At 40.2% G+C, this 19,370-nt stretch carries 16 protein-coding genes; 15 read left to right on the forward strand and 1 reads right to left on the reverse strand.

Annotated elements, in window-relative coordinates; genetic code table 11:
- Genes EV209_RS14615 through glf form a run of 13 tightly spaced genes read left to right on the forward strand, consistent with a single transcriptional unit; the run spans nucleotide 1 to nucleotide 14,276 of the window.
- Nucleotides 1-1,449: a flippase gene (locus EV209_RS14615; protein ID WP_130436210.1), complete on the forward strand. Its 1,449-nt coding sequence runs from the start codon at nucleotides 1-3 to the stop codon at nucleotides 1,447-1,449.
- Between the two features lie 21 nt (nucleotides 1,450-1,470).
- Nucleotides 1,471-2,538, forward strand: coding sequence for a glycosyltransferase (locus EV209_RS14620; protein ID WP_130436211.1), 1,068 nt, complete (start codon nucleotides 1,471-1,473; stop codon nucleotides 2,536-2,538).
- Nucleotides 2,531-3,787, forward strand: coding sequence for an O-antigen ligase family protein (locus tag EV209_RS14625; RefSeq protein ID WP_130436212.1), 1,257 nt, complete (start codon nucleotides 2,531-2,533; stop codon nucleotides 3,785-3,787). Before EV209_RS14620 ends, EV209_RS14625 begins: the two co-directional genes overlap by 8 nt.
- Nucleotides 3,769-4,392, forward strand: coding sequence for a hypothetical protein (locus EV209_RS14630; protein WP_130436213.1), 624 nt, complete (start codon nucleotides 3,769-3,771; stop codon nucleotides 4,390-4,392). The genes EV209_RS14625 and EV209_RS14630 overlap by 19 nt, the downstream gene beginning before the upstream one ends.
- On the forward strand, nucleotides 4,386-5,294 hold the full coding sequence (locus EV209_RS14635) for a LicD family protein (protein WP_130436214.1): 909 nt from the start codon (nucleotides 4,386-4,388) through the stop codon (nucleotides 5,292-5,294). Before EV209_RS14630 ends, EV209_RS14635 begins: the two co-directional genes overlap by 7 nt.
- Complete coding sequence (locus EV209_RS14640; protein WP_130436215.1) at nucleotides 5,287-6,066, forward strand: ABC transporter permease; 780 nt, start codon at nucleotides 5,287-5,289, stop codon at nucleotides 6,064-6,066. The genes EV209_RS14635 and EV209_RS14640 overlap by 8 nt, the downstream gene beginning before the upstream one ends.
- A complete protein-coding gene (locus EV209_RS14645; RefSeq protein WP_130436216.1) occupies nucleotides 6,063-6,794 on the forward strand; it encodes an ABC transporter ATP-binding protein in 732 nt (243 codons plus the stop codon). The genes EV209_RS14640 and EV209_RS14645 overlap by 4 nt, the downstream gene beginning before the upstream one ends.
- Before the next feature lie 24 nt (nucleotides 6,795-6,818).
- Nucleotides 6,819-7,532: an IspD/TarI family cytidylyltransferase gene (locus EV209_RS14650; RefSeq protein WP_130436217.1), complete on the forward strand. Its 714-nt coding sequence runs from the start codon at nucleotides 6,819-6,821 to the stop codon at nucleotides 7,530-7,532.
- On the forward strand, nucleotides 7,532-9,424 hold the full coding sequence (locus EV209_RS14655) for a LicD family protein (RefSeq protein ID WP_130436218.1): 1,893 nt from the start codon (nucleotides 7,532-7,534) through the stop codon (nucleotides 9,422-9,424). The genes EV209_RS14650 and EV209_RS14655 overlap by 1 nt, the downstream gene beginning before the upstream one ends.
- Before the next feature lie 29 nt (nucleotides 9,425-9,453).
- Nucleotides 9,454-10,506, forward strand: coding sequence for a 2-hydroxyacid dehydrogenase (locus tag EV209_RS14660; RefSeq protein ID WP_130436219.1), 1,053 nt, complete (start codon nucleotides 9,454-9,456; stop codon nucleotides 10,504-10,506).
- A 10-nt stretch (nucleotides 10,507-10,516) separates the two neighbouring features.
- Entirely contained in the window at nucleotides 10,517-12,013 is a 1,497-nt protein-coding gene (locus tag EV209_RS14665) for a LicD family protein (protein ID WP_130436220.1), read from the forward strand.
- Nucleotides 12,006-13,157: an acyltransferase family protein gene (locus EV209_RS14670; protein WP_130436221.1), complete on the forward strand. Its 1,152-nt coding sequence runs from the start codon at nucleotides 12,006-12,008 to the stop codon at nucleotides 13,155-13,157. Before EV209_RS14665 ends, EV209_RS14670 begins: the two co-directional genes overlap by 8 nt.
- Before the next feature lie 24 nt (nucleotides 13,158-13,181).
- Nucleotides 13,182-14,276, forward strand: coding sequence for a UDP-galactopyranose mutase (glf, locus tag EV209_RS14675; protein WP_243647607.1), 1,095 nt, complete (start codon nucleotides 13,182-13,184; stop codon nucleotides 14,274-14,276).
- 62 nt (nucleotides 14,277-14,338) lie between these two features.
- Here glf and EV209_RS14680 read toward each other — a convergent pair whose 3' ends face one another.
- Nucleotides 14,339-14,956, reverse strand: a complete 618-nt coding sequence (locus EV209_RS14680; protein ID WP_243647608.1) for an HAD family hydrolase — start codon at nucleotides 14,954-14,956, stop codon at nucleotides 14,339-14,341.
- A 299-nt stretch (nucleotides 14,957-15,255) separates the two neighbouring features.
- Here EV209_RS14680 and EV209_RS14685 point away from each other — a divergent pair, with 299 nt between their 5' ends.
- Nucleotides 15,256-17,910, forward strand: a complete 2,655-nt coding sequence (locus EV209_RS14685; protein WP_130436224.1) for a cation-translocating P-type ATPase — start codon at nucleotides 15,256-15,258, stop codon at nucleotides 17,908-17,910.
- 56 nt (nucleotides 17,911-17,966) lie between these two features.
- On the forward strand, nucleotides 17,967-19,064 hold the full coding sequence (locus EV209_RS14690; RefSeq protein WP_130436225.1) for a C40 family peptidase: 1,098 nt from the start codon (nucleotides 17,967-17,969) through the stop codon (nucleotides 19,062-19,064).
- The last annotated feature ends 306 nt before the right edge of the window (nucleotides 19,065-19,370 follow it).

The raw sequence follows: 19,370 nt of genomic DNA on the forward strand, positions 1-19,370 counted from the left end.
ATGATGATAAAAAAAAGTATTACAAAGAATTATCTCTACAATCTCGTATATCAGATTTTGATTATAGTTACGCCGCTTTTGACGACTCCTTATGTTTCAAGAATTTTAGGAGCCTCAGGAATCGGACAGTATGATTCAACTCAGGCAGTGGTACAATATTTTATTTTGTTTGGTACGCTTGGGCTGCATATGTATGGACAGCAAGAAGTAGCATACGTTCAGCAAGAGAAAGAAAAAAGAAGTAAAGTTTTTTATGAAATTTTATTTTTAAAATGTCTGACAATGGCTATAAGCCTTCTTGCCTACCTGATATTCATTAATTTTACGAATGGTCATAAACTTTTATATTTAATCCAGATTGTAGATTTAATAAGCGCACTATTTGACATCTCCTGGTTTTTTTACGGGATAGAAGAGTTTAAAACTATTGTGGTCAGGAATATAATAGTCCGCATTATGGGAGTAGCAGGGGTTTTCCTATTTATTAAAACACCGCAGGATGTTCCATATTATGTTTTAGCGCATTCTATACCAGTGCTGTTAGGAAATCTTTCTGTATGGAATTATATTAAAAAAGAGATCTCCTGGATTTCCGTCAGGTGTCTGAACATAAAAAAGCATATGCGGCCGGCTTTGTTATTATTCCTTCCGCAGATAGCTACTCAGATTTATGTGGTATTAGATAAAACAATGATTATGCTGCTGACCAGTTCTGATACGGAGGTAGGATATTATGGACAGGCTCAAAGGCTGATTAAGCTGATTTTAACAGTAATTACTTCAATTTGCACTGTGCTGAATCCAAGGATCTCTAATGCTTTTGCCAGAAAAGAATATAAGGATATCCGGTATTACATGAACCGTTCCTTCGATTTTGCATATATGCTTGCAATACCTATGATATTAGGCGTGGTGGTGATATCGGATCAATTTGTGCCATGGTTTTTTGGGGATAATTATGATAAAGTAGTTCCTCTGATGCAGCTATTATCTCTCATTATTTTATTTATCAGTTTTAGCAATATAATTGGTTTTCAGTTTCTTCTGCCTACGAAAAGAAGAAAGCAATATACGATTTCTGTGACAATCGGTGCAGCAGTGAATTTAATTCTTAATCTGTTATTGATTCCTGCTATGGCATCAATAGGGGCGGCAATCGCATCTGTATTGGCTGAGCTATTGGTTCTGATTACACAGCTTATTTATGTTCGCAGAATTTTTTCATTAACAGAATTGATAAAGAGGTCATGGAGATATCTCGTTTCAGGAACAGTAATGCTCATATTGATCGCTACAGTTCATTATGTGATGCCAGGAAGCAGGGGGATATTGATAGAGGTTCCTTTGGGAATCGGAAGTTACTTTCTGATGCTGATCTTATTTCAGGAAGAAAATGTTCTTACAATATTGCACAAAATCAGGAGATATGTTCATATTAGGAAAGGATAAGCAGCAATACTGCGGACGAATATGTTGAAAAAATATTGTATAATAGAGAAAAATTTCAAGGAGAATCATGCAGGCTCGAAAGCCAGAATTGATATTGGGAAAATTATGCAAGATGCGGGATGGCAGCCTGTCTGTGTGCATCAGAGCAGAGAAAAAGGGCTTTTTGACAAAATAAGGATGTGCTTTGTCACATTGGCAGATTGGTTCGGGGTTGCGAGAAAAGTGAAGGGCCGCTCTTGCTTGTTGATTCAATATCCTTTGGCAACTTATCATAAGGTAAATATTCTTGCATTACCGTTTATACGTTATCTAAATAAAATTAAGAATGTCAGAGTTATTTATTTAATACACGATTTAGATAGTATACGATTTCAAGAGTATGCAGGATTAATGAGGAAAATCGAAAGGGATTTTTTTAAAAATGCGGATGCGTTGATTTCTCATAATCAGGCGATGAGCCAGATATTAAAAACATATAATATTGATACTTATATTACTGAGTTAGGGATATTTGATTATATCATAGCCCCAAATAATGTTCCCAATTTGCAATCTCAGTTAAAAAATGTTATTGTTGTAGCAGGAAGTATGCATTATAAAAAGGCAGGATATGTTTATAAGATTCCAGGTGTATCCAGAGAGTTGGAATATCATATCTATGGGCCGAATTACACACCGGAAAAAAAATGCAGCAGAATTGTGTATCAGGGGGAGTTTTCTGCGGATGAGCTTCCGGCGCACTTAAAAGGCCAGTTCGGATTGATCTGGGACGGAAGCTCAGTGAACACATGCGAAGGAAATTTTGGAGAATATCTGCGATATAACAATCCGCATAAGATTTCCCTATACCTGGCATGTGGACTTCCGGTCATTATATGGGAGAAGGCTGCATTAGCAAAGTTTGTAAAGGAGAATAATGTAGGCCTTTTGATTTCTTCCTTGAATGAATTGGAAGAGACAGTGAACAGTGTTTCAAATGACGAATATGAAATCATGAAGCAAAATGCAATCAGTTTATCAGAAAAAATACGGAATGGCGGCCACACACTGGAAGCAGTAGAAAGGTGTTTGCGTATTATTTATGAATAAAGTACTGTATGTCCCGCTAAGGAAAATAAATTCATTTATTATATATATCATTGCTGCTTGTTTGATTTTAAACTGTAATAGTGTGTATGAGCTATCGGGAATGATTAGCGAAAAAATAGTTTATGCTATAATTTTTGTAGTAATATGTTTATTTTGCTGTGTTTATAGAAAAATGATATTTGAACGGGACAGTAAAAAGAAATGGCTTATTATTCTGGGATTAGGTGTATATCAGGTATCCCATATGATTTTGCGCGATGGTTTTAATAAATGGTTTATTATAAAATTTATACTCTGTTTAATGGGACTATTGACGTTGCTGTGGGCTGATGATGTTTGGGGAGATAAACCGTTTTACAAAATTTTGTGCGTATTTTCAAAGCTGGTGCTTGGTTTGGCCATAATGTCCCTGCTTTTCTGGCTGCTGGGCCAGATCCTTCATATCATTCCGGCAACGGGAACTGTTCATTATATTTGGGGGAGTCCCAGGGCTGTAGATAGTTTTTTTGGCCTACACTTTTCTGCACAGGAAATTAGTTTGCTTGGTCACGTTTTCTACAGAAATACAGGTATTTTTACAGAAGCACCGATGTTTGCTTTTGTCCTTTCAGTAGCATTTTTGAATACAATTTTTTTGGAGAAGAAAACCAAACCAATTAAGCTTTTAATTTTATTTATTACAATCTGTACGACCGTATCGGCAACTGGTGTGATTGTTTCCTCACTTGCAGTAATTATAAAATTGCTGCAGGTAAAACATATAAATAAGATTTGTGTTTGTATTTTTACAGGAGTGTGCTTATTAGTTATTGGAGCTGCTTTTGGATATAAAATGACCAGAGGGAGTGCAACATCTTCATTTAATATACGAGTTCAGGATTATGAAATTATTGTAAAATCAATGCGAGATAAATTTTTTCTGGGATATGGCTATGAGAGATACGATGAGATTGTATATCAATATATGGATCCTGTCAGAAAATTTGACACTGGAGGGAGCAATGGATTTTTTTACCCCCTAACCCAGGGGGGGATATTGTTTTTTATCCCGTATTTGCTGGCGTTTATTTTAATATGCAGAAAGAACATAAAAGAAAAAAATTACAGTGAACTATTTTTCTGGGGTTTATATCTTGTATTGTTCTCAGCAAGCATTATTTCATTGAAACTCATTTCATTGCTTTTTATTGCCCAGGGGATTACATCCCTGATACCCAAGGAGGCGGAACCATGCATGAGGACAGACTAGTTATCAATATTCCTGCAATAATATCTGGCATCAAATTTCTTTGGCGGAGGATTACATGCATCATAGTGTTCTGTATTTTTGCGGTATGCGTGATTGGATATATTCGACAGGAAATAGTATACGTCAGTGAAGCAGAATTATATTATCCGCCTGTTAATTCAAAATCAAAAATAACACAAAAAACATTGGAATTGAATGCGCAGGTAATGAGCGATTTTGCTGAAATTGCTGAATCTGCTCTGATACAGAAGCGTGTGGCGGAAATGACAGAAATCCCCTATGAAGAAATAAAAGCTTCTGTGCGAGCCTGGCACGACCCTGGAACTACTGTGCTTCATATACGCTGTACATCAGAAAATATAGACGATCCGAAGACAATAGTCCAGTGGGAGGTAAAGTGTATCGCGGAGTATGCTGAAAAAGAACTTGGGATATCAAACCTGAAAATTCTTGGAGACGCCACAGATCCGGTTGAAGAAGGGCATGTATCTTTGTGGAAACAGGCAGCTTCCGGAATGGGGTTGGGAATATTGATCAGCATGATAATGGTTGTAATGAGTTTTGAAAATAAAAAATCTGATGGAGCCGGGGTAAAAAAGTGCTAGAAACTAATAAGCTATTTAAAGAGCTGGCAAAAGATAATCAGAATTTGCAGCAGCTGAGCTCACAGGAGATACGGACAATACAGGATATATTACTGGATATGCTGCGGGATTTTGATTATGTGTGTAAAAAGTACGACCTTAGTTATTTCTTATGCGGGGGGACAGCCATAGGGGCTGTAAGGCATCAGGGATACATACCCTGGGATGAAGATGTGGATATTGGGATGCCCCGGTCAGATTATGACAGATTTGAGAGACTGATGCTGAGGGAATTTGAGGAAAAGTACTGGATTCAGAGCATCCAGAGCAGCTTAAAATATGATTTGAATTTTATGAAGGTTCGACGAAAAGGAACAAAATATGTAGAGGTTTTTGAACAGGAAGAAGAGTTTGCAGGGATTTTTATTGATGTGTATCCGATTGAAAACGTGTATAATTTTTTGCCGCTGAGATGGATACATGGTTTTTGGGTAGAATTGATGCTGTTTTGTGCTTCCTGTGTAAGAATATATTTAAAATTGGACCGTCTGACAGAATATGTAGGGAAAAATCGGATGGCTTATTTGATTTGCTTCAAGGCTTTTTTAGGAAAAAGGCTTAGTTTTTTTAGCATAACGAAATGGTGTCTGCTGGTAGACCGGTGGGCATCAAAATGTAAAAATGAAGATTCCAAATATGTTAATATTCCCAGCGGCCGAAAACATTTTTTTGGAGAAATGTATACAAGAAAATCGTTTTTTCCGTTAAAGGAAACAGAATTTGAAGGGGAGAAATTTTATATAATGTCAGACCCCAATGAATATTTAACAAAGCTTTACGGCAATTATATGGAAGTTCCCAAAGAAGAGGAACGTGAACGGCATAGTATTGTAAAATTGGATTTGGAGAAATATAATGAATAAGTTTATACATGATATTAAGAAATACCATAATTATACAATATATTCAGCGAAATCCGAATTAAAGGCGGAAGTGGCCAATTCATATTTGAATTGGGTATGGTGGGTTTTGGAACCGTTATGTTTTATGGGGGTTTATACCCTGATTTTTGGATATTTTTTTAAAGCTTCAGAACCATATTTTACAGTATATATTTTTATTGGAATAACTGTCTGGGACTTTTTCAATAAAATGGTAAAGAGCAGTGTAAAACTGGTAAAAAGCAATAAACCTATTGTCTCGAAGGTGTATGTTCCGAAATATATTTTAATCATAGAAAAAATGATGGTAAATGGTTTTAAGATGTCTATTGGGTTTGCGATTACCGCCTTTTTAATGTTAATTAACAGAGTGCCTGTTTCATGGAACATATTGTGGTTGATTCCAATTCTTCTTTGCCTGATTTTGGTGACTTTTGGTATATGCAGTATTGTTCTTCATTTTGGGGTTTATATTGAAGACTTAGCAAATGTTTTAAATATTGTACTGCGGCTAATGTTTTATCTGACTGGTGTTTTCTATAACCTGGAAAAGCGAGCGGGAGAAATAGGGGTTTATTTAAACCAATACAATCCGTTGGCATTTTTGATCAACGCAGCAAGAGATGCTTTAATTTATTGTAAAATGCCGAATTTGTTGTGGGTGTCTTTGTGGCTTATTATCGGTATGATTTTATCGGCAGTGGGTATTAGATTGATTCAAAAGAATGAAAACAGCTATGTAAAGGTGATATGATCATGGAAATTGCGATTGAAGTAAAAAATCTCAATATCAGCTATAAAGAATTGAAGGCTTATTCGATTAAGAAGATGCTTTTTAGTCATGGTAAATCCAAAGCAGAACCTTTTCATGCTTTAAAGGATGTCTCATTTTCTATTTCAAAAGGTGAAATCTGGGGAATAATAGGGAAAAATGGCAGCGGTAAATCCACATTGTTAAATGCGATTGCCGGAATCTTCGCCCCTGACAGCGGTACTATTGATTTGCATGGGAACAGTGTCTCATTATTATCCATTGGCGTGGGTTTTCAAAAAAATTTAACAGGACGCGAAAATATTATTTTAGGAGGGCTGCTTTTAGGCTTTACTCAAAAGTATATTGAAGAAAAAATGCAGGAAATTATCGATTTTTCTGAGCTAGGGCATTTTATTGATAAGCCTGTCCGGACATACTCCAGTGGGATGTATTCAAAATTGGCATTTTCTATTACTGCAACATTGGAAACAGATATTATATTAATTGATGAAGTATTGAGTGTCGGAGATGAGCATTTTAAAAAGAAAAGCTCAGCCAGAATGAAAAATTTGATTTCTAATGATGATAGAACAGTACTGATGGTTTCGCATAGTTTAAGTACATTAAAAAAACTTTGTGATCAAATTATGTGGGTCGATGGTGGGAAAATTAAAATGATTGGACAGCCTGAGATTATATTGGATTTATACGAAAAATATATGCAGTAAATTTTACTAATATAGGAGGGACATATGATAGTTGGAGGAATTTTAGCCGGAGGATTGGGAACGAGGATGGCTGATGGTGGCCTGCCTAAGCAATTTTTGATGTTGGGAGATATGCCAGTTATTATCAGGACAATTAAGAAGTTTATGAGGATTTCAGAAATAGAACATATTATTATTGCGATTAATAAAGACTGGAAAGAATACTGTGAAGATTTATTGAAAGAGTATCAAATTTATAGTCAAAATATCCATGTTATATATGGAGGTGAAACTAGATTTGATTCACTCTTGTGTCTGGCAGATGCATGCAAGACGCTGGGAAAGGATGAGAATGATATAATTTTGATTAATCATGACTGTGCCAGGCCTTTTGTTTCTGAACGAATTCTTAAGGATAATTTGAAAATGATTCAAAGGTATGATATGGTAACAACTTCTGTTCCGACAATAGATACAGTCTTGCTTTCTGAAGATGGGATATGCAGTAAGGAAGTGCCTGAGAGAAGTACAGTCTTTTTGGATCAGGGACCGCAGACGCTGAGAGTCGATCAGTTTTTAGCTATAGTCGATATGCTCACTCCAAAGGAAAAGGAAAAATATATGGAAGCGGGTAGATTATATTTAGATAAAGGTTACCGTGTGGGCATCGTGAAGGGAGAAAGAGAAAATTTTAAAATAACAACAAAATTTGACTTGAGTTTAGCGGAATTAATTCTTAAGCAAGGAGAAAATTTATAATGAATGAAATAATTTTAGATGAAATTGACTGTTCAGCTATTGTGGGGAAAAAGGTTAAGGCCAATTCAAAAATCTTACCTCATAATATATATTTTATAACTGACGGGAATGACTTTGGAGAATTCTTTTTTTCGGTATTGCGAATAATGAAACCTAATAATCCCAGACTTCATTATGTGACTGACAAAGAGGCGGACTCCAGCCGGGAAAATGTATGTATAGATAATTTTACAAAAAACTCAATATTAGTAAATTCTATATTTTATTTCTTTGTTGATTGTCGCGCAGGAAAATATAAAAACAGAGAGGAACAGGGTAAGATATTAAAGAGGCTGGAAAAGTGGCTTGCAATATCCAGGAATGATAAAAAATGCAGGTTCGTCTTTGTCCCGATTATCAAAACTCCATGTGCTTTACCATCACCGATTCAATCAATTGCAGAACGTGAATATGATTATTATTTATTTAATAAAACCAAAGATGAGAGTGAAAACTTTTATCTTGAATTAGAAAAGCTTTGCAGAAAAACGGTTAGGGATGAAAACGGAAATGTTGTCATTTTAAGGTATGATAATATCTTTGGACCTGATGTTGATATGATTGATGGCTTTTCTATCAGAAAATTTATAATAGAATCTTTTCAGTCTGGTAAGGTTGAAATAAATCAAACAGATGCAAAGACTTATATATCATGTAGTTATATTAGAGATGCAGTGAAAGGGGTATTTGTTGGATCAATTTCCGGTAGGCGCGGGAACATATATAATGTATCAAATTATAAGGTTTGTATTAAAGAAATTAAAATTGCATTTCAAGAAAGTTTTAAAAATTTGCTTGGAATAAAAATGGATATTACAGAAGAGGAAAAAGCTGACTTCCATTGTTTAAATTCTCTTAAAATGATAAAATTGGCCTGGAAACCGGAAATGAAATTCGAAGAAGCTCTATATAGAACAGGCGCCTATTTTGAAAACATTTCCTATGATATGAATAGATGTATTCCTATTTATAGCGGACGATTGGAGAAAATTAAGAACCTTGAACTAAGTACATTAAAGTTTGTTGATAAGGTATGCAGAGAAAATAAAATAAATTATTTTTTGGCTGGAGGCAGTCTGTTAGGAGCGGTGCGCCATCAGAATATTATCCCTTGGGATGATGATTTAGATATTGGTATGCTCCGTGAGGATTTTGAAAAATTCCGAAAAATATGTCCAGGTATTGTACCAAGTAAATTTACGTATGAATCTCCTCAGGATGGTCGGGGGAGTCATTATACATTTGATAAAATCCGTCTTAAAAACACATATTTTTCCACGAATTATTCGAATAATTTCAGAATACAGGATGGTATATTTTTGGATATTATTATATACGATCAAACCTCCAATAATAACATGTTGACGAAACTTCAAATCAAGTTGATATCAATATGGACTCGTGTAATAAATATAAAATGGTATAATAAACCCAGAAAAAATGTGCATTATCGTGCTTCAAAAATATTTTTGCCTATTATGAGGTGTATTCCTTTTTCATTTTATCATGCGATTTTTGAAAAATTGGTAAGGTGGTATGAAAAAAAGAAAAACGCAGAGTATTTGATTGATGGGATAGGACAGAATATACGGAAAGGCAGATTTCCTAAGGAGTGGCTTTCTAAGGTGGAATATGTTGATTTTGCTGATATGAAAGCTCCTATTCCTGTTGGATATGACGGATATTTAAGGCATTTTTATGGAGATCGTTACATGGAACTTCTGCCCATCAGTAAACGCGCTTCTGGGCATCAGATCGCAAGGATTGATCTTGGAGGATACCTTTTTGATGATGTTCCCAATAAGGAATTCAGGAATGTAAATATTGCGGGAGAGCTTTTTGAGGAAGAATAAAATATAATTGAAAAACAGGAGGAAATTATATGAAGTGTGTTGCTGTGGGAGATATTTTTATTACTCCGGAGATGATGAAGGATGCACTTGAAAAGTATAATTTATTATTTGATGAGTGTCAGTTCTTTTTCTTTGGAGAGAAAAACAGAAAGAAAATGCGAGATACTGTGAAGGTTATTGAAATGGGGGGGAGAGACCAATGTGAAATCCCCCAGGGACTTATGGAAGCCATTGAAGACGCAGACGTGCTGATGGTACACTTATGCCCAGTTACAGAAACAATACTTTGCAGAGCGAAAAAGTTAAAATACATTCTTTGCAATCGTGGCGGAATAGAAAATGTAGATGTGGAATCTGCTACAGAGCGGAAGATAAAAGTGCTGACTAATCCGGCTCATAATGCGAATGCTGTGGCAGAATATACAATAGGATTGATTTTTAGCGAAATTAGAAATATTTCCAGAAGCCATTTTGCATTGAAAAATGGAGAGTGGAGAGAAAAGTATCCTAATTCAATGCGGATTATTGAATTGAAAGACTTGACGGTCGGTATTGTTGGGTTTGGGAATGTTGGAGAGTTGGTCTGTGAAAAGCTGAGTGGATTTGGTTGTTCGATTCTTATCAGCAATCTTTTTGAACCGGAGCGTACGAATTCACGGATTAATTGGGACAGGGTACATTATGTGAGCTTAGATGATTTAATTACTAGCTCAGATATTATTTCGTTACATGCAAGAAGCAAAAGTAAGAAAGTCCTGTTTGGAAAGCGGGAGTTTGAAATGATGAAAGAGACAGCGTATTTTATCAATACTAGTCGGTCTTATATGGTTGATTATGCCGCTTTATATGAAGCTTTAAATGAACAGCAGATAGAAGGAGCAGCTATAGATGTTTTCGATGTGGAGCCGCTTGGGGTTAACCATCCGTTTTTAAGACTGGATAATGTAACACTAACAAATCATCGTGGAGGTGATACAGTTAACGCTTATGCGGACAGTCCAAAGATGATGCTGACAGAACTGGTAAATTGGGTAGAATCAAAAAAGATGCCTAAATTTTGGATTAATAAAGGGGCAGTATGAGGTGTGAAATTTGGGAACGGATATTTTGATCAATAGCCAGGGCACAGGACTTTTTCTCTTTTCTAATCAAATAGAACAGGAAAGAATGTGGATAGCTGCAAGTGAATGTAATGGATTTTTACTTGCGAAAGAAGAAAATTTATGCAGCATTTCAGAATGTTTCGTGATTATACATGCTGACTTGAGATATGAATTAAAACAGGAAAATCTGGATTATCTTATCTTAAAAATACTATTGTTAAAGAAGAAAGGTATAATTTCGAAGATAATTTTCAGCTGTACAATGGGCGAAAATTGTGCTGAACTAAATCAGAAGAATTGGATTTATGCAGAAAATGAAATTAAGTTTCTTCTGCAGAAAGGGACCAGCTTTTGCGCAGGACAGTACGTGAAATTAGAAGAAACAAAACGAATCCTATTAGCAGAAAAATTTATCTGGCTCTTTTTCTGGGAAATGGAATCTGAAAGGTCTAAGTCATGTAAGATTTCAGATACAAACGACGTATCGGATATTTTACAAATTATTTTAAAACAGAAAGGACTGAATGGGTATTATAATGCCTTGGCGCATAAGGGTATCTGCAGTAATGAAAAATCTTTTTTTGACATGACCAGTCTACTTTATGCGTCACAGAAAGAGGAGCTGGTTCGCCAAGCAGACATTATGAATGGTAAAATCATTCATAATAAGATAAGAAAAATTCAATTACTTGAAAAGAAAATACTGCTGTATGTAGATGAGGTATGCAAAAAATATAATATATCTTATTTTTTAGCAGGAGGGTCGCTGCTTGGTGCTGTTCGGCACCAGGGGTTTATTCCATGGGACGATGATCTTGATATAGGCATGCTGAGAGATGATTTTGAGAAATTCAGAAAAATATGTCCGAAGGAGCTTTCCGACGAATTTATTTATCAGTCCTGGACTAAGAAGGACGGAAGCCACTACCAGTTTGATAAAATTAGATTAAGAGGAACAAGATTAGAAACGAAGTTCTCTTCTCAGTTTAAGATGGAGAACGGAATTTTTTTGGATATTTTAGTGTATGATAAAACCTCGAATTCTAAAGCGCTCCAACATATTCACATAAAGATGCTGACATGGTTTGCACATCTGCTGCGGGTTAGATGGTTTAATTATCCCAGAAGGGGAAAAATGTATTATTTAAGTTTGATTATTTTGCCGGCTTTACGTTTATTTTCGATTGATTTTTTTAACAAACTTTTTGAAAGAATTATGAAACTATTTTCTACGAAGCAGGGAATATACTTGGTTGATAGTGCGGGGCAAAATGTTGAAAAAGGGGCTTTTCCGGAAAAGTGGCTGAAAACGGTAGAAATAGGAAAATTTGAAAATAGCAATATTTCAGTTCCAATAGGAGCCCAAGAGTATCTCTCTCATTTTTACGGAAATAATTATATGGAAATACCTGCAGTAGATAAACAAACTTCTGGACATGTATGGAAGAAAATAGATCTTGGACATTATGTAGAAATGAATGAATGATTTGTTGGAGAATTATGCGATGCCTAAATCAAAATATAATCCAGAAATTGATTTTTGGAAACTTGTATTTGCTGTTGCTATTTTTTTATTCCATAGTTCTAAATTTATCACATCTTCAGGATGGAGTCTGTTTAATAGAGGATATTTGGCAGTTGAATTCTTTTTTATTGTGTCTGGCTATTTTTTGGCGATGACGATACGGGAAAAAGAGGATGACGCGGCTCAAAATTCTTGTTGGGTTTATTTACTACATAAGATAAAAGCATTTTATTTATATTACTTTTGCGCTTTTATCATATCATTTACAGTAAGGCAATGGATATTATCAGCTGATGTTATTACTGTAATCAAGAATTTTCTTCTAAGTTGGAATGAAATATTTTTATTAAAGATGGGTGGGATTACTTCAGGACGGTATTATAATGGACCTACTTGGTATATCTCAGCAATGTTAATTGCAATGGCAGTTTTATATCCCTTAGCGAAAAAATGGAAGACATATTTTCTTAATATTGGCGCACTTTTGATTTCCATATGTGGATATGCATTAATAAGTCAATATAGCAATTCATTAAACGTAGCTGAAGAGTGGCAAGGTATAATATATTTAGGTGTAATACGTGCTGTTGCTGGTGTGTCATTAGGAATTTTTTGTAATGAATGCTGTGAACAAATTAAGAGAAAAGGATTGAGGACTACTGCTTTAGGGAAAAGTATTTTTTTAGTACTGGAAATAGTTTTAATTATAAGCTTGTTTGGTATTATGAATTTTACTGAGTATTTAAACTTGAACCGATATTTTGATTATGTCAGCTTATTCCTGTTTTTCATTTTTACCGTAATTTTATTTTCTGGATTGACGGGTATAAAGGAAAAATTAAAAAAACCAGGAATATTTAAAATGTTTTCACGTTTTAGCTTATTGTTATATTTAAACCATCGTATTGTGGTATACTATTTAAACTATATTACGACTGATATGGAAGCAGAGTGGAGTTATCGCCATTATATGTTTTATTATGTAATAGGTACGCTTCTTATGATATTCTGCTGTTGGGGGCTGTCTAGAATAGTCAGATTTGTTGGGGTTAAATTTGGGAGTAAGATTAAAAGCAAAATGTTCAAAGAATCACTACGCAATTAATTTTTTATTAGGAGGGTAACTTTAGTGAAATACAACTACATCCTGGCCGGCTCCGGCCTCTATTCCGCAGTGATCGCCTACCTGGCCCGCCAGGCAGGTAAAACCTGCCTGGTTCTGGAAAAAAGGGACCATATCGGAGGAAACATTTACTGTGAAGAAATCGAAGGGATACATGTGCACAAATATGGAGCCCATATTTTTCACACCAGCAACCGCAGGGTATGGGATTTTGTAAATTCCCTGGCGGAATTCAACCGCTTTACCAACAGCCCTATTGCCAACTACAAGGGTGAGATTTACAACATGCCGTTTAATATGAACACCTTCAGTAAAATGTGGGGGATTCGAACGCCGGAGGAAGCAAAAGCGATCATCGCAAAGCAGCGCCAGGAAATAAAGGGTGAGCCCCGGAACCTGGAAGAGCAGGCGATCAGCCTGGTGGGCCGCGATGTGTATGAGAAGTTGGTGAAGGGATATACAGAAAAACAGTGGGGCCGTGACTGCACGGAGCTTCCAAGCTTTATCATCAGAAGGCTTCCAGTACGCTATACTTATGATAATAACTACTTTAACGATCTGTATCAAGGGATCCCCGTTGGCGGCTATAATGTGCTGATCGGCCGCTTGTTTGAAGGTATAGAGATCCGTACCGGTGTTGATTATCTGGAAGATAGGGAAAAATGGCCTGCAATGGGGGATAAGGTCATATATACCGGCCCGATTGACGAATATTATGAATACTGCTATGGCAAGCTGGAATACCGCACTGTCCGTTTTGAGACAGAGGTGCTGGATACAGACAACTACCAGGGCGTTGCGGTGGTGAACTACACGGACAGAGAAACGCCTTATACCAGAATTATAGAGCATAAGCATTTCGAGTTCGGAACCCAGCCGAAGACTGTGATTTCCAGAGAATATTCTACTGACTGGGAAGAGGGCATGGAGCCTTATTATCCGGTAAATGACGCCAGAAACCAGGCGCTTTACCAGAAGTATGCGGAGAAGGCGGCCGGAGATCCAAACATCATATTCGGCGGCCGTTTGGGAGAATATAAGTATTATGATATGGATAAAGTGATTGAATCAGCCATGAAGAAATGGGAGGAGATCCGATAAATAAAAGCAGGTCCCTGTACGCAGGAAAATAATCCGCGTGCAGGGACCTCCTTTTTCACTGGTCAACCAAATAACTCCATCAGTTCCTCAAACCGCCCGATCTTCTTCTCATACCCTTCCGCATCCCCAAACCCATAAGCACAGTACACAAACGGAATTCCAGCCCCATGGGCGGCGTCCAGGTCTCCCTGGGTATCGCCGATATACCAGGCCTCTGACAAATGATGGCGCTGCATCAGGGTGCGGATGGTTTTCGCCTTACAGGTGCCGGTTTCGCCAAAGCAGAGGCTGTCGCGGATCAGATGGGAGAGGCCGGTTCCATGAAGCACTGCGGGAATATACCCATCCTGACAGTTGCTGACAATATAAAGAGAGTGGCTTTGTGCCAGATGTTCCAGCGTACGAAGCACCCCGGGATACATGCGGCCGGGATGCTCATAAAGATATTGGTTCTCAAAAGAAAAGCACCGGTCCCCCAACGCCAGGCCTTCTTCCCTGGAAAGCATAGGGAATGCCAGCGCGCAGATTTCGTCCATGGGCTTGCCGAATAAATTTTTCAGCTGATCCCCGGTAAAGTGCAGGTTCAGTTCGGGCAGTTCGTTTACTACCTGGTTCCAGGCGTCCGCCACGGTATCGGTGGAATCCCAGAGAGTGCCGTCAATATCGAAAATCAGATTCATTTCTATTCCTTCCAGTGTAAGATTAAGGGCCGGGGTCCCGGATTGCGGCAGATACCAGCGTTACAGAAAATATAGTTTTCCGGGCAAACGTTACAACTGATGTAATTATACAATAAAATACGCAGGCTGTAAATAAATGCATATAAATTTCTGCAGGAGGAGTATGAGGAATTCACCGTTATCACTTGAACCTCTTCATAGCCTTCCGGAGGCAGGAGAACTGCAAAAATATCATAAGTCAGGCATCTTCCCGGGACATTCTTCATAAGTTGTCTCATACTAAGACAAGGAGTGGGGCAATGTTTGAAGAAAAGACAGCTGCACAGGCGGCGGAGGAGCTGCAGACAGACTGCAGGATGGGCCTGACAGAGAAAGAAGCTGCGGTGCGCCTTTCTTATATGGGGCCGAACAGACTGAGAGAGGAAAAGAAAAAGACAGCGCTGCAGCGGTTTGTGAGCCAGCTGATGGACCCGCTGATTTATATTCTGCTGGCAGCGGCAGGTATTTCGCTTGCTTTGGGAGAATGGAATGATGCCGCGATTGTGCTGATTGTGGTAGTGGTCAATGCGCTGATCGGCATGATTCAGGAGGGAAAAGCGGAGAAAGCCCTTGAGGCCCTGAAAAAGCTGACCAGCCTGAAAGCGCTGGTGCGCCGCGACGGCGTGGAAAAGGAAATCCCTGCGGAAGAGATCGTGAAGGGAGATCTGGTGCTGCTGGAGGCCGGCAGGCAGGTCCCGGCGGATCTGCGCCTTGTCTCGGACAACGGGCTGAAAATTGAGGAAGCTGCGCTGACAGGAGAATCCGTTCCTTCGGAAAAATCAGCAGCTTTTTTAGCAGAGGGGAAACTCCCGGTGGGTGACAGGAAAAACATGGCGTACATGTCCACCAGCGTTATTCACGGGCGCGGCTCCGGTATCGCAACAGCTACAGGGATGCAGACGGAAATCGGCAGAATTGCCGGGATGATCGGCCAGGATAAAACAGAGCTGACAGCCCTGCAGCGCAAACTGGGCCAGCTGGGCAAGGTTCTCAGCCTGATCACGCTGGTGCTGTGCGTGGCTTTGTTTGGCCTTGCGGTATGGCAGAAGCGGGATATAGTGGAAATGCTGATTACGGCAATTTCTCTGGCAGTGGCGGCTGTGCCGGAGGGGCTTCCTGCTATTGTGACCATCACCCTGGCTTTCAGCGTATCGAGAATGGTGAAGGTCCATACCATCATCCGCCGTCTGCCGTCTGTAGAAACGCTGGGCTGCGTGAATGTGGTGTGTTCCGACAAAACGGGAACGCTTACACAGAACAGGATGACGGTAACAGCCTGCTTTACAGGGATGCGGCAGGCGGAAGCAGGCCAGCTGGATGCCAGAAAGGATGAAGAATTTCTGCGCGGGTTCGTGCTCTGCAATGATGCTGTGCTGGAAAAGAACAGGCGGCTGGGCGACCCGACGGAGCTGGCACTTTTGGAGCTGGGGGCCAGATATGGGTTGAACAGAGAACTTACTGAGCAGGACTTTCCAAGAACAGGAGAGATACCTTTTGATTCCGCCAGAAAAAGGATGACTACGCTGCACAGGGGGAGGAAAGGCAGTATTTCTTATACAAAAGGCGCGGCGGACATGATTCTGGACCGCTGCAGCCATATCTGGATCAATGGCGAAGCTGTGCCCATGACTTCCTGGCACAGGAAACAGATCGCAGAAGTGCTGAAACAGATGGCTTCAAAGGCTCTGCGCGTGCTGGCTGTGGCTTTTAAACAGGATAACACGGGAGGGATGAGCGAAAAAGATATGACCTTTTTGGGACTGGCGGGGATGATGGACCCTGTCCGTCCGGATGCAGTCGAGGCAGTGGAGCGCTTTAAAAAGGCTTCTGTCCGGACCGTCATGATTACAGGAGACCACAGGGACACTGCCCTTGCGATTGCCAGGCAGCTTGGGATCGCCAAAGCGGATGACGCCTGCATAACCGGCCAGGAACTGGATGGGATGACAGAGGAGGAGCTGGATAAAAGGCTGCCGGGAACCACTGTTTTTGCCCGGGTATCTCCGGAACACAAGGTGCGGATTGTCCAGGCCTTCCAGAGGCTGGGCGATGTGGTGGCAATGACCGGAGACGGGATCAATGACGCTCCTTCCCTGAAAAAGGCAGACATCGGCATCGCAATGGGAAAAGGCGGCACGGACGTGGCGAAAAACGCTGCAGATATGGTGCTGGCGGACGACCATTTTTCTACCATTGAAAAAGCCATTGAAGAAGGCAGAGGCATCTATGAGAATATTAAAAAATCCGTTCTTTTTTTGCTCTCCTCTAATTTCGGAGAAGTGATGACTATGTTTGCCGCGATTGCCTGCGGCCTGGCTTCTCCGTTGAAACCGGTGCATATTCTGTGGATCAACCTGATTACAGATTCACTGCCGGCAATGGCTCTGGGAGTGGATGAAAATGATAAAAAGGAACTAATGGCCAGGCCGCCCAGGGGTTCCCGGGAAGGATTGTTTTCTGACGGAGGATTTGCCTTTACAGTGCTGTACGGTGTATTGATTGCTTCCATCAGTCTTGCAGCTTTTCTGAAAATCCCGCTGCTTTGGATGGAGCGGGAGGGAATAGAATTTTCTCTGCAGGCGCTCCGGGAAACACTGCAGAATCCGGCCCTGCTGGCAAGGGCGCAGACAGGGGCTTTTACCGTACTGGGGCTGAGCCAGCTGTTTCATGCAGTGGGGATGCGGGATGTACATAAGTCCGTGTTCAGAATGAACCATCTTTCTAATAAGCTGATGATACTGGCATGCGCCGCAGGGTTTTTCCTGCAGTTTATTGTCACAGAAATTTCGTTCCTGATTCCCATATTCGGCACAGTGCAGCTGAATCTGATGGAATGGCTGGAACTACTGGGCCTGGCGGCCATGCCATTGGTGGCGCACGAAATCCTGTGTTTTGGTAAAAATAAGAAAAAGTAGGTGCCTAGATTTTTCCGGACTGATCTGTTATAATAGAACAGTCTGGAGGGCATACAATGAATAATCATAAAAAAATTGAACGCTTTTTGGAGAAAATCAGAGTTATTCTGAAAAATATTAATTTGAAACATGCCGGAACTGCTGTGTGTGTTTTAGCCGGAGTAATTCTGGTATGGCTCTTTGCCGGAATGGTTGCCAGCGGCAGCCAGCCGGAAGAAACAGGAGAAGAAGCGCTGCCTGCGGGAGTCCGCTTGCCCGGGACAGAGCAGGCGTCAGAAACGGAATACGCGGAAGATAATAGAACCCAGGTGCTGGACTATTATAACAGGATCGGCGTGGTATACAATGTAAATGGTTACCTCAATATACGGGAAAAGCCGGAGGAAGATTCGAGAATCATCGGGAAAGCGCTGGAGTTTTCCGGACTTGAAATTACAGATGATTCCCGGAAGGGGTGGTATGGAATCTCTCTGGGAGAAGGAAAAACCGGATATGTCTCGTCAGAATTTGTGGCTGCCGGGACGGCGGGGGAGAAGCTGGCTGTGGAGCATGCCGTGTATACAGCCCATATCGGGAACAAGGACCAGCAGGTTCTGATGGAGCCGAAAAAGGGCGCGGATGTGCTTACTGTGCTGCAGCCGGGGGATACCTATGTGATTCTGTCTGAGAAAAACCAGTGGCTGGAAATTCAGATTCGGGTGGGGCTGAGCGGATATATCCCTTCCGCTGAGGCCGACGCGCACTACAGCCTGAAAGATCCCGTGGAATTCGGGCTCAGCGGCCTTTCGGAAGAGAGAGCGGATCTGCTGAACCTGGCCTGGAATTATTATGGGGGAAAGTACGTGTGGGGCGGCACGGAGCTGGGCGTGGGCGTGGATTGTTCGGGTTATGTCATGCGGCTTTTTGAAAAGTTCGAAGTGTACCTGCACCGCGTTTCTAAAAATCAGGCCACAGACGGTAAGGAAATCAGCTTTGAGGAGATACGCCCCGGCGATTTGATCTTCTATAATATGAAGGGCGGGGAAGTGGACCATGTGGCTCTTTATACGGGAAATAATAAGATCATTCATGCGGCTTCCGCGCAAAACGGCATCATGGTCAGCGAATGGGATTACCTGCCGGTTGTTTGTATCCGCAATGTGTTTGGGGACTGACTGCGCACATAAGTTTCTTTGCAGTTATGCATAAAAACAGGCCATGGCTTCAGATTGAAACCGTGGCCTGCTTTTTATTACATAGGAAACTGCGTTCCCTATGTAATAAAACCCTCCGGGGGGATCGCACTGCGGCGTAAGGAATCACGTCGCTAAAGCGACACGCCGCAGGCGGGGAATCCCGCCAGCGGGATTCTTTTTCATTACACAGGAAACTGCGTTCCCTATGTAATAAAACCCTCCGGGGGGATCGCACTGCGGCGTAAGGAATCACGTCGCTAAAGCGACACGCCGCAGGCGGGGAAA

This window comes from Cuneatibacter caecimuris (genome assembly GCF_004216775.1).
Classification (GTDB): domain Bacteria; phylum Bacillota; class Clostridia; order Lachnospirales; family Lachnospiraceae; genus Cuneatibacter; species Cuneatibacter caecimuris.

Bases quoted from the DNA above. Each gene is read 5' to 3' on its own strand.
- EV209_RS14615 (WP_130436210.1), top strand. From the start codon at position 1: ATGATGATAAAAAAAAGTATTACAAAGAATTATCTCTACAATCTCGTA.
- EV209_RS14620 (WP_130436211.1), top strand. From the start codon at position 1,471: ATGTTGAAAAAATATTGTATAATAGAGAAAAATTTCAAGGAGAATCAT.
- EV209_RS14625 (WP_130436212.1), top strand. From the start codon at position 2,531: ATGAATAAAGTACTGTATGTCCCGCTAAGGAAAATAAATTCATTTATT.
- EV209_RS14630 (WP_130436213.1), top strand. From the start codon at position 3,769: ATGCATGAGGACAGACTAGTTATCAATATTCCTGCAATAATATCTGGC.
- EV209_RS14640 (WP_130436215.1), top strand. From the start codon at position 5,287: ATGAATAAGTTTATACATGATATTAAGAAATACCATAATTATACAATA.
- EV209_RS14645 (WP_130436216.1), top strand. From the start codon at position 6,063: ATGATCATGGAAATTGCGATTGAAGTAAAAAATCTCAATATCAGCTAT.
- EV209_RS14650 (WP_130436217.1), top strand. From the start codon at position 6,819: ATGATAGTTGGAGGAATTTTAGCCGGAGGATTGGGAACGAGGATGGCT.
- EV209_RS14655 (WP_130436218.1), top strand. From the start codon at position 7,532: ATGAATGAAATAATTTTAGATGAAATTGACTGTTCAGCTATTGTGGGG.
- EV209_RS14660 (WP_130436219.1), top strand. From the start codon at position 9,454: ATGAAGTGTGTTGCTGTGGGAGATATTTTTATTACTCCGGAGATGATG.
- EV209_RS14670 (WP_130436221.1), top strand. From the start codon at position 12,006: ATGAATGATTTGTTGGAGAATTATGCGATGCCTAAATCAAAATATAAT.
- EV209_RS14680 (WP_243647608.1), bottom strand. From the start codon at position 14,956: ATGAATCTGATTTTCGATATTGACGGCACTCTCTGGGATTCCACCGAT.
- EV209_RS14685 (WP_130436224.1), top strand. From the start codon at position 15,256: ATGTTTGAAGAAAAGACAGCTGCACAGGCGGCGGAGGAGCTGCAGACA.
- EV209_RS14690 (WP_130436225.1), top strand. From the start codon at position 17,967: ATGAATAATCATAAAAAAATTGAACGCTTTTTGGAGAAAATCAGAGTT.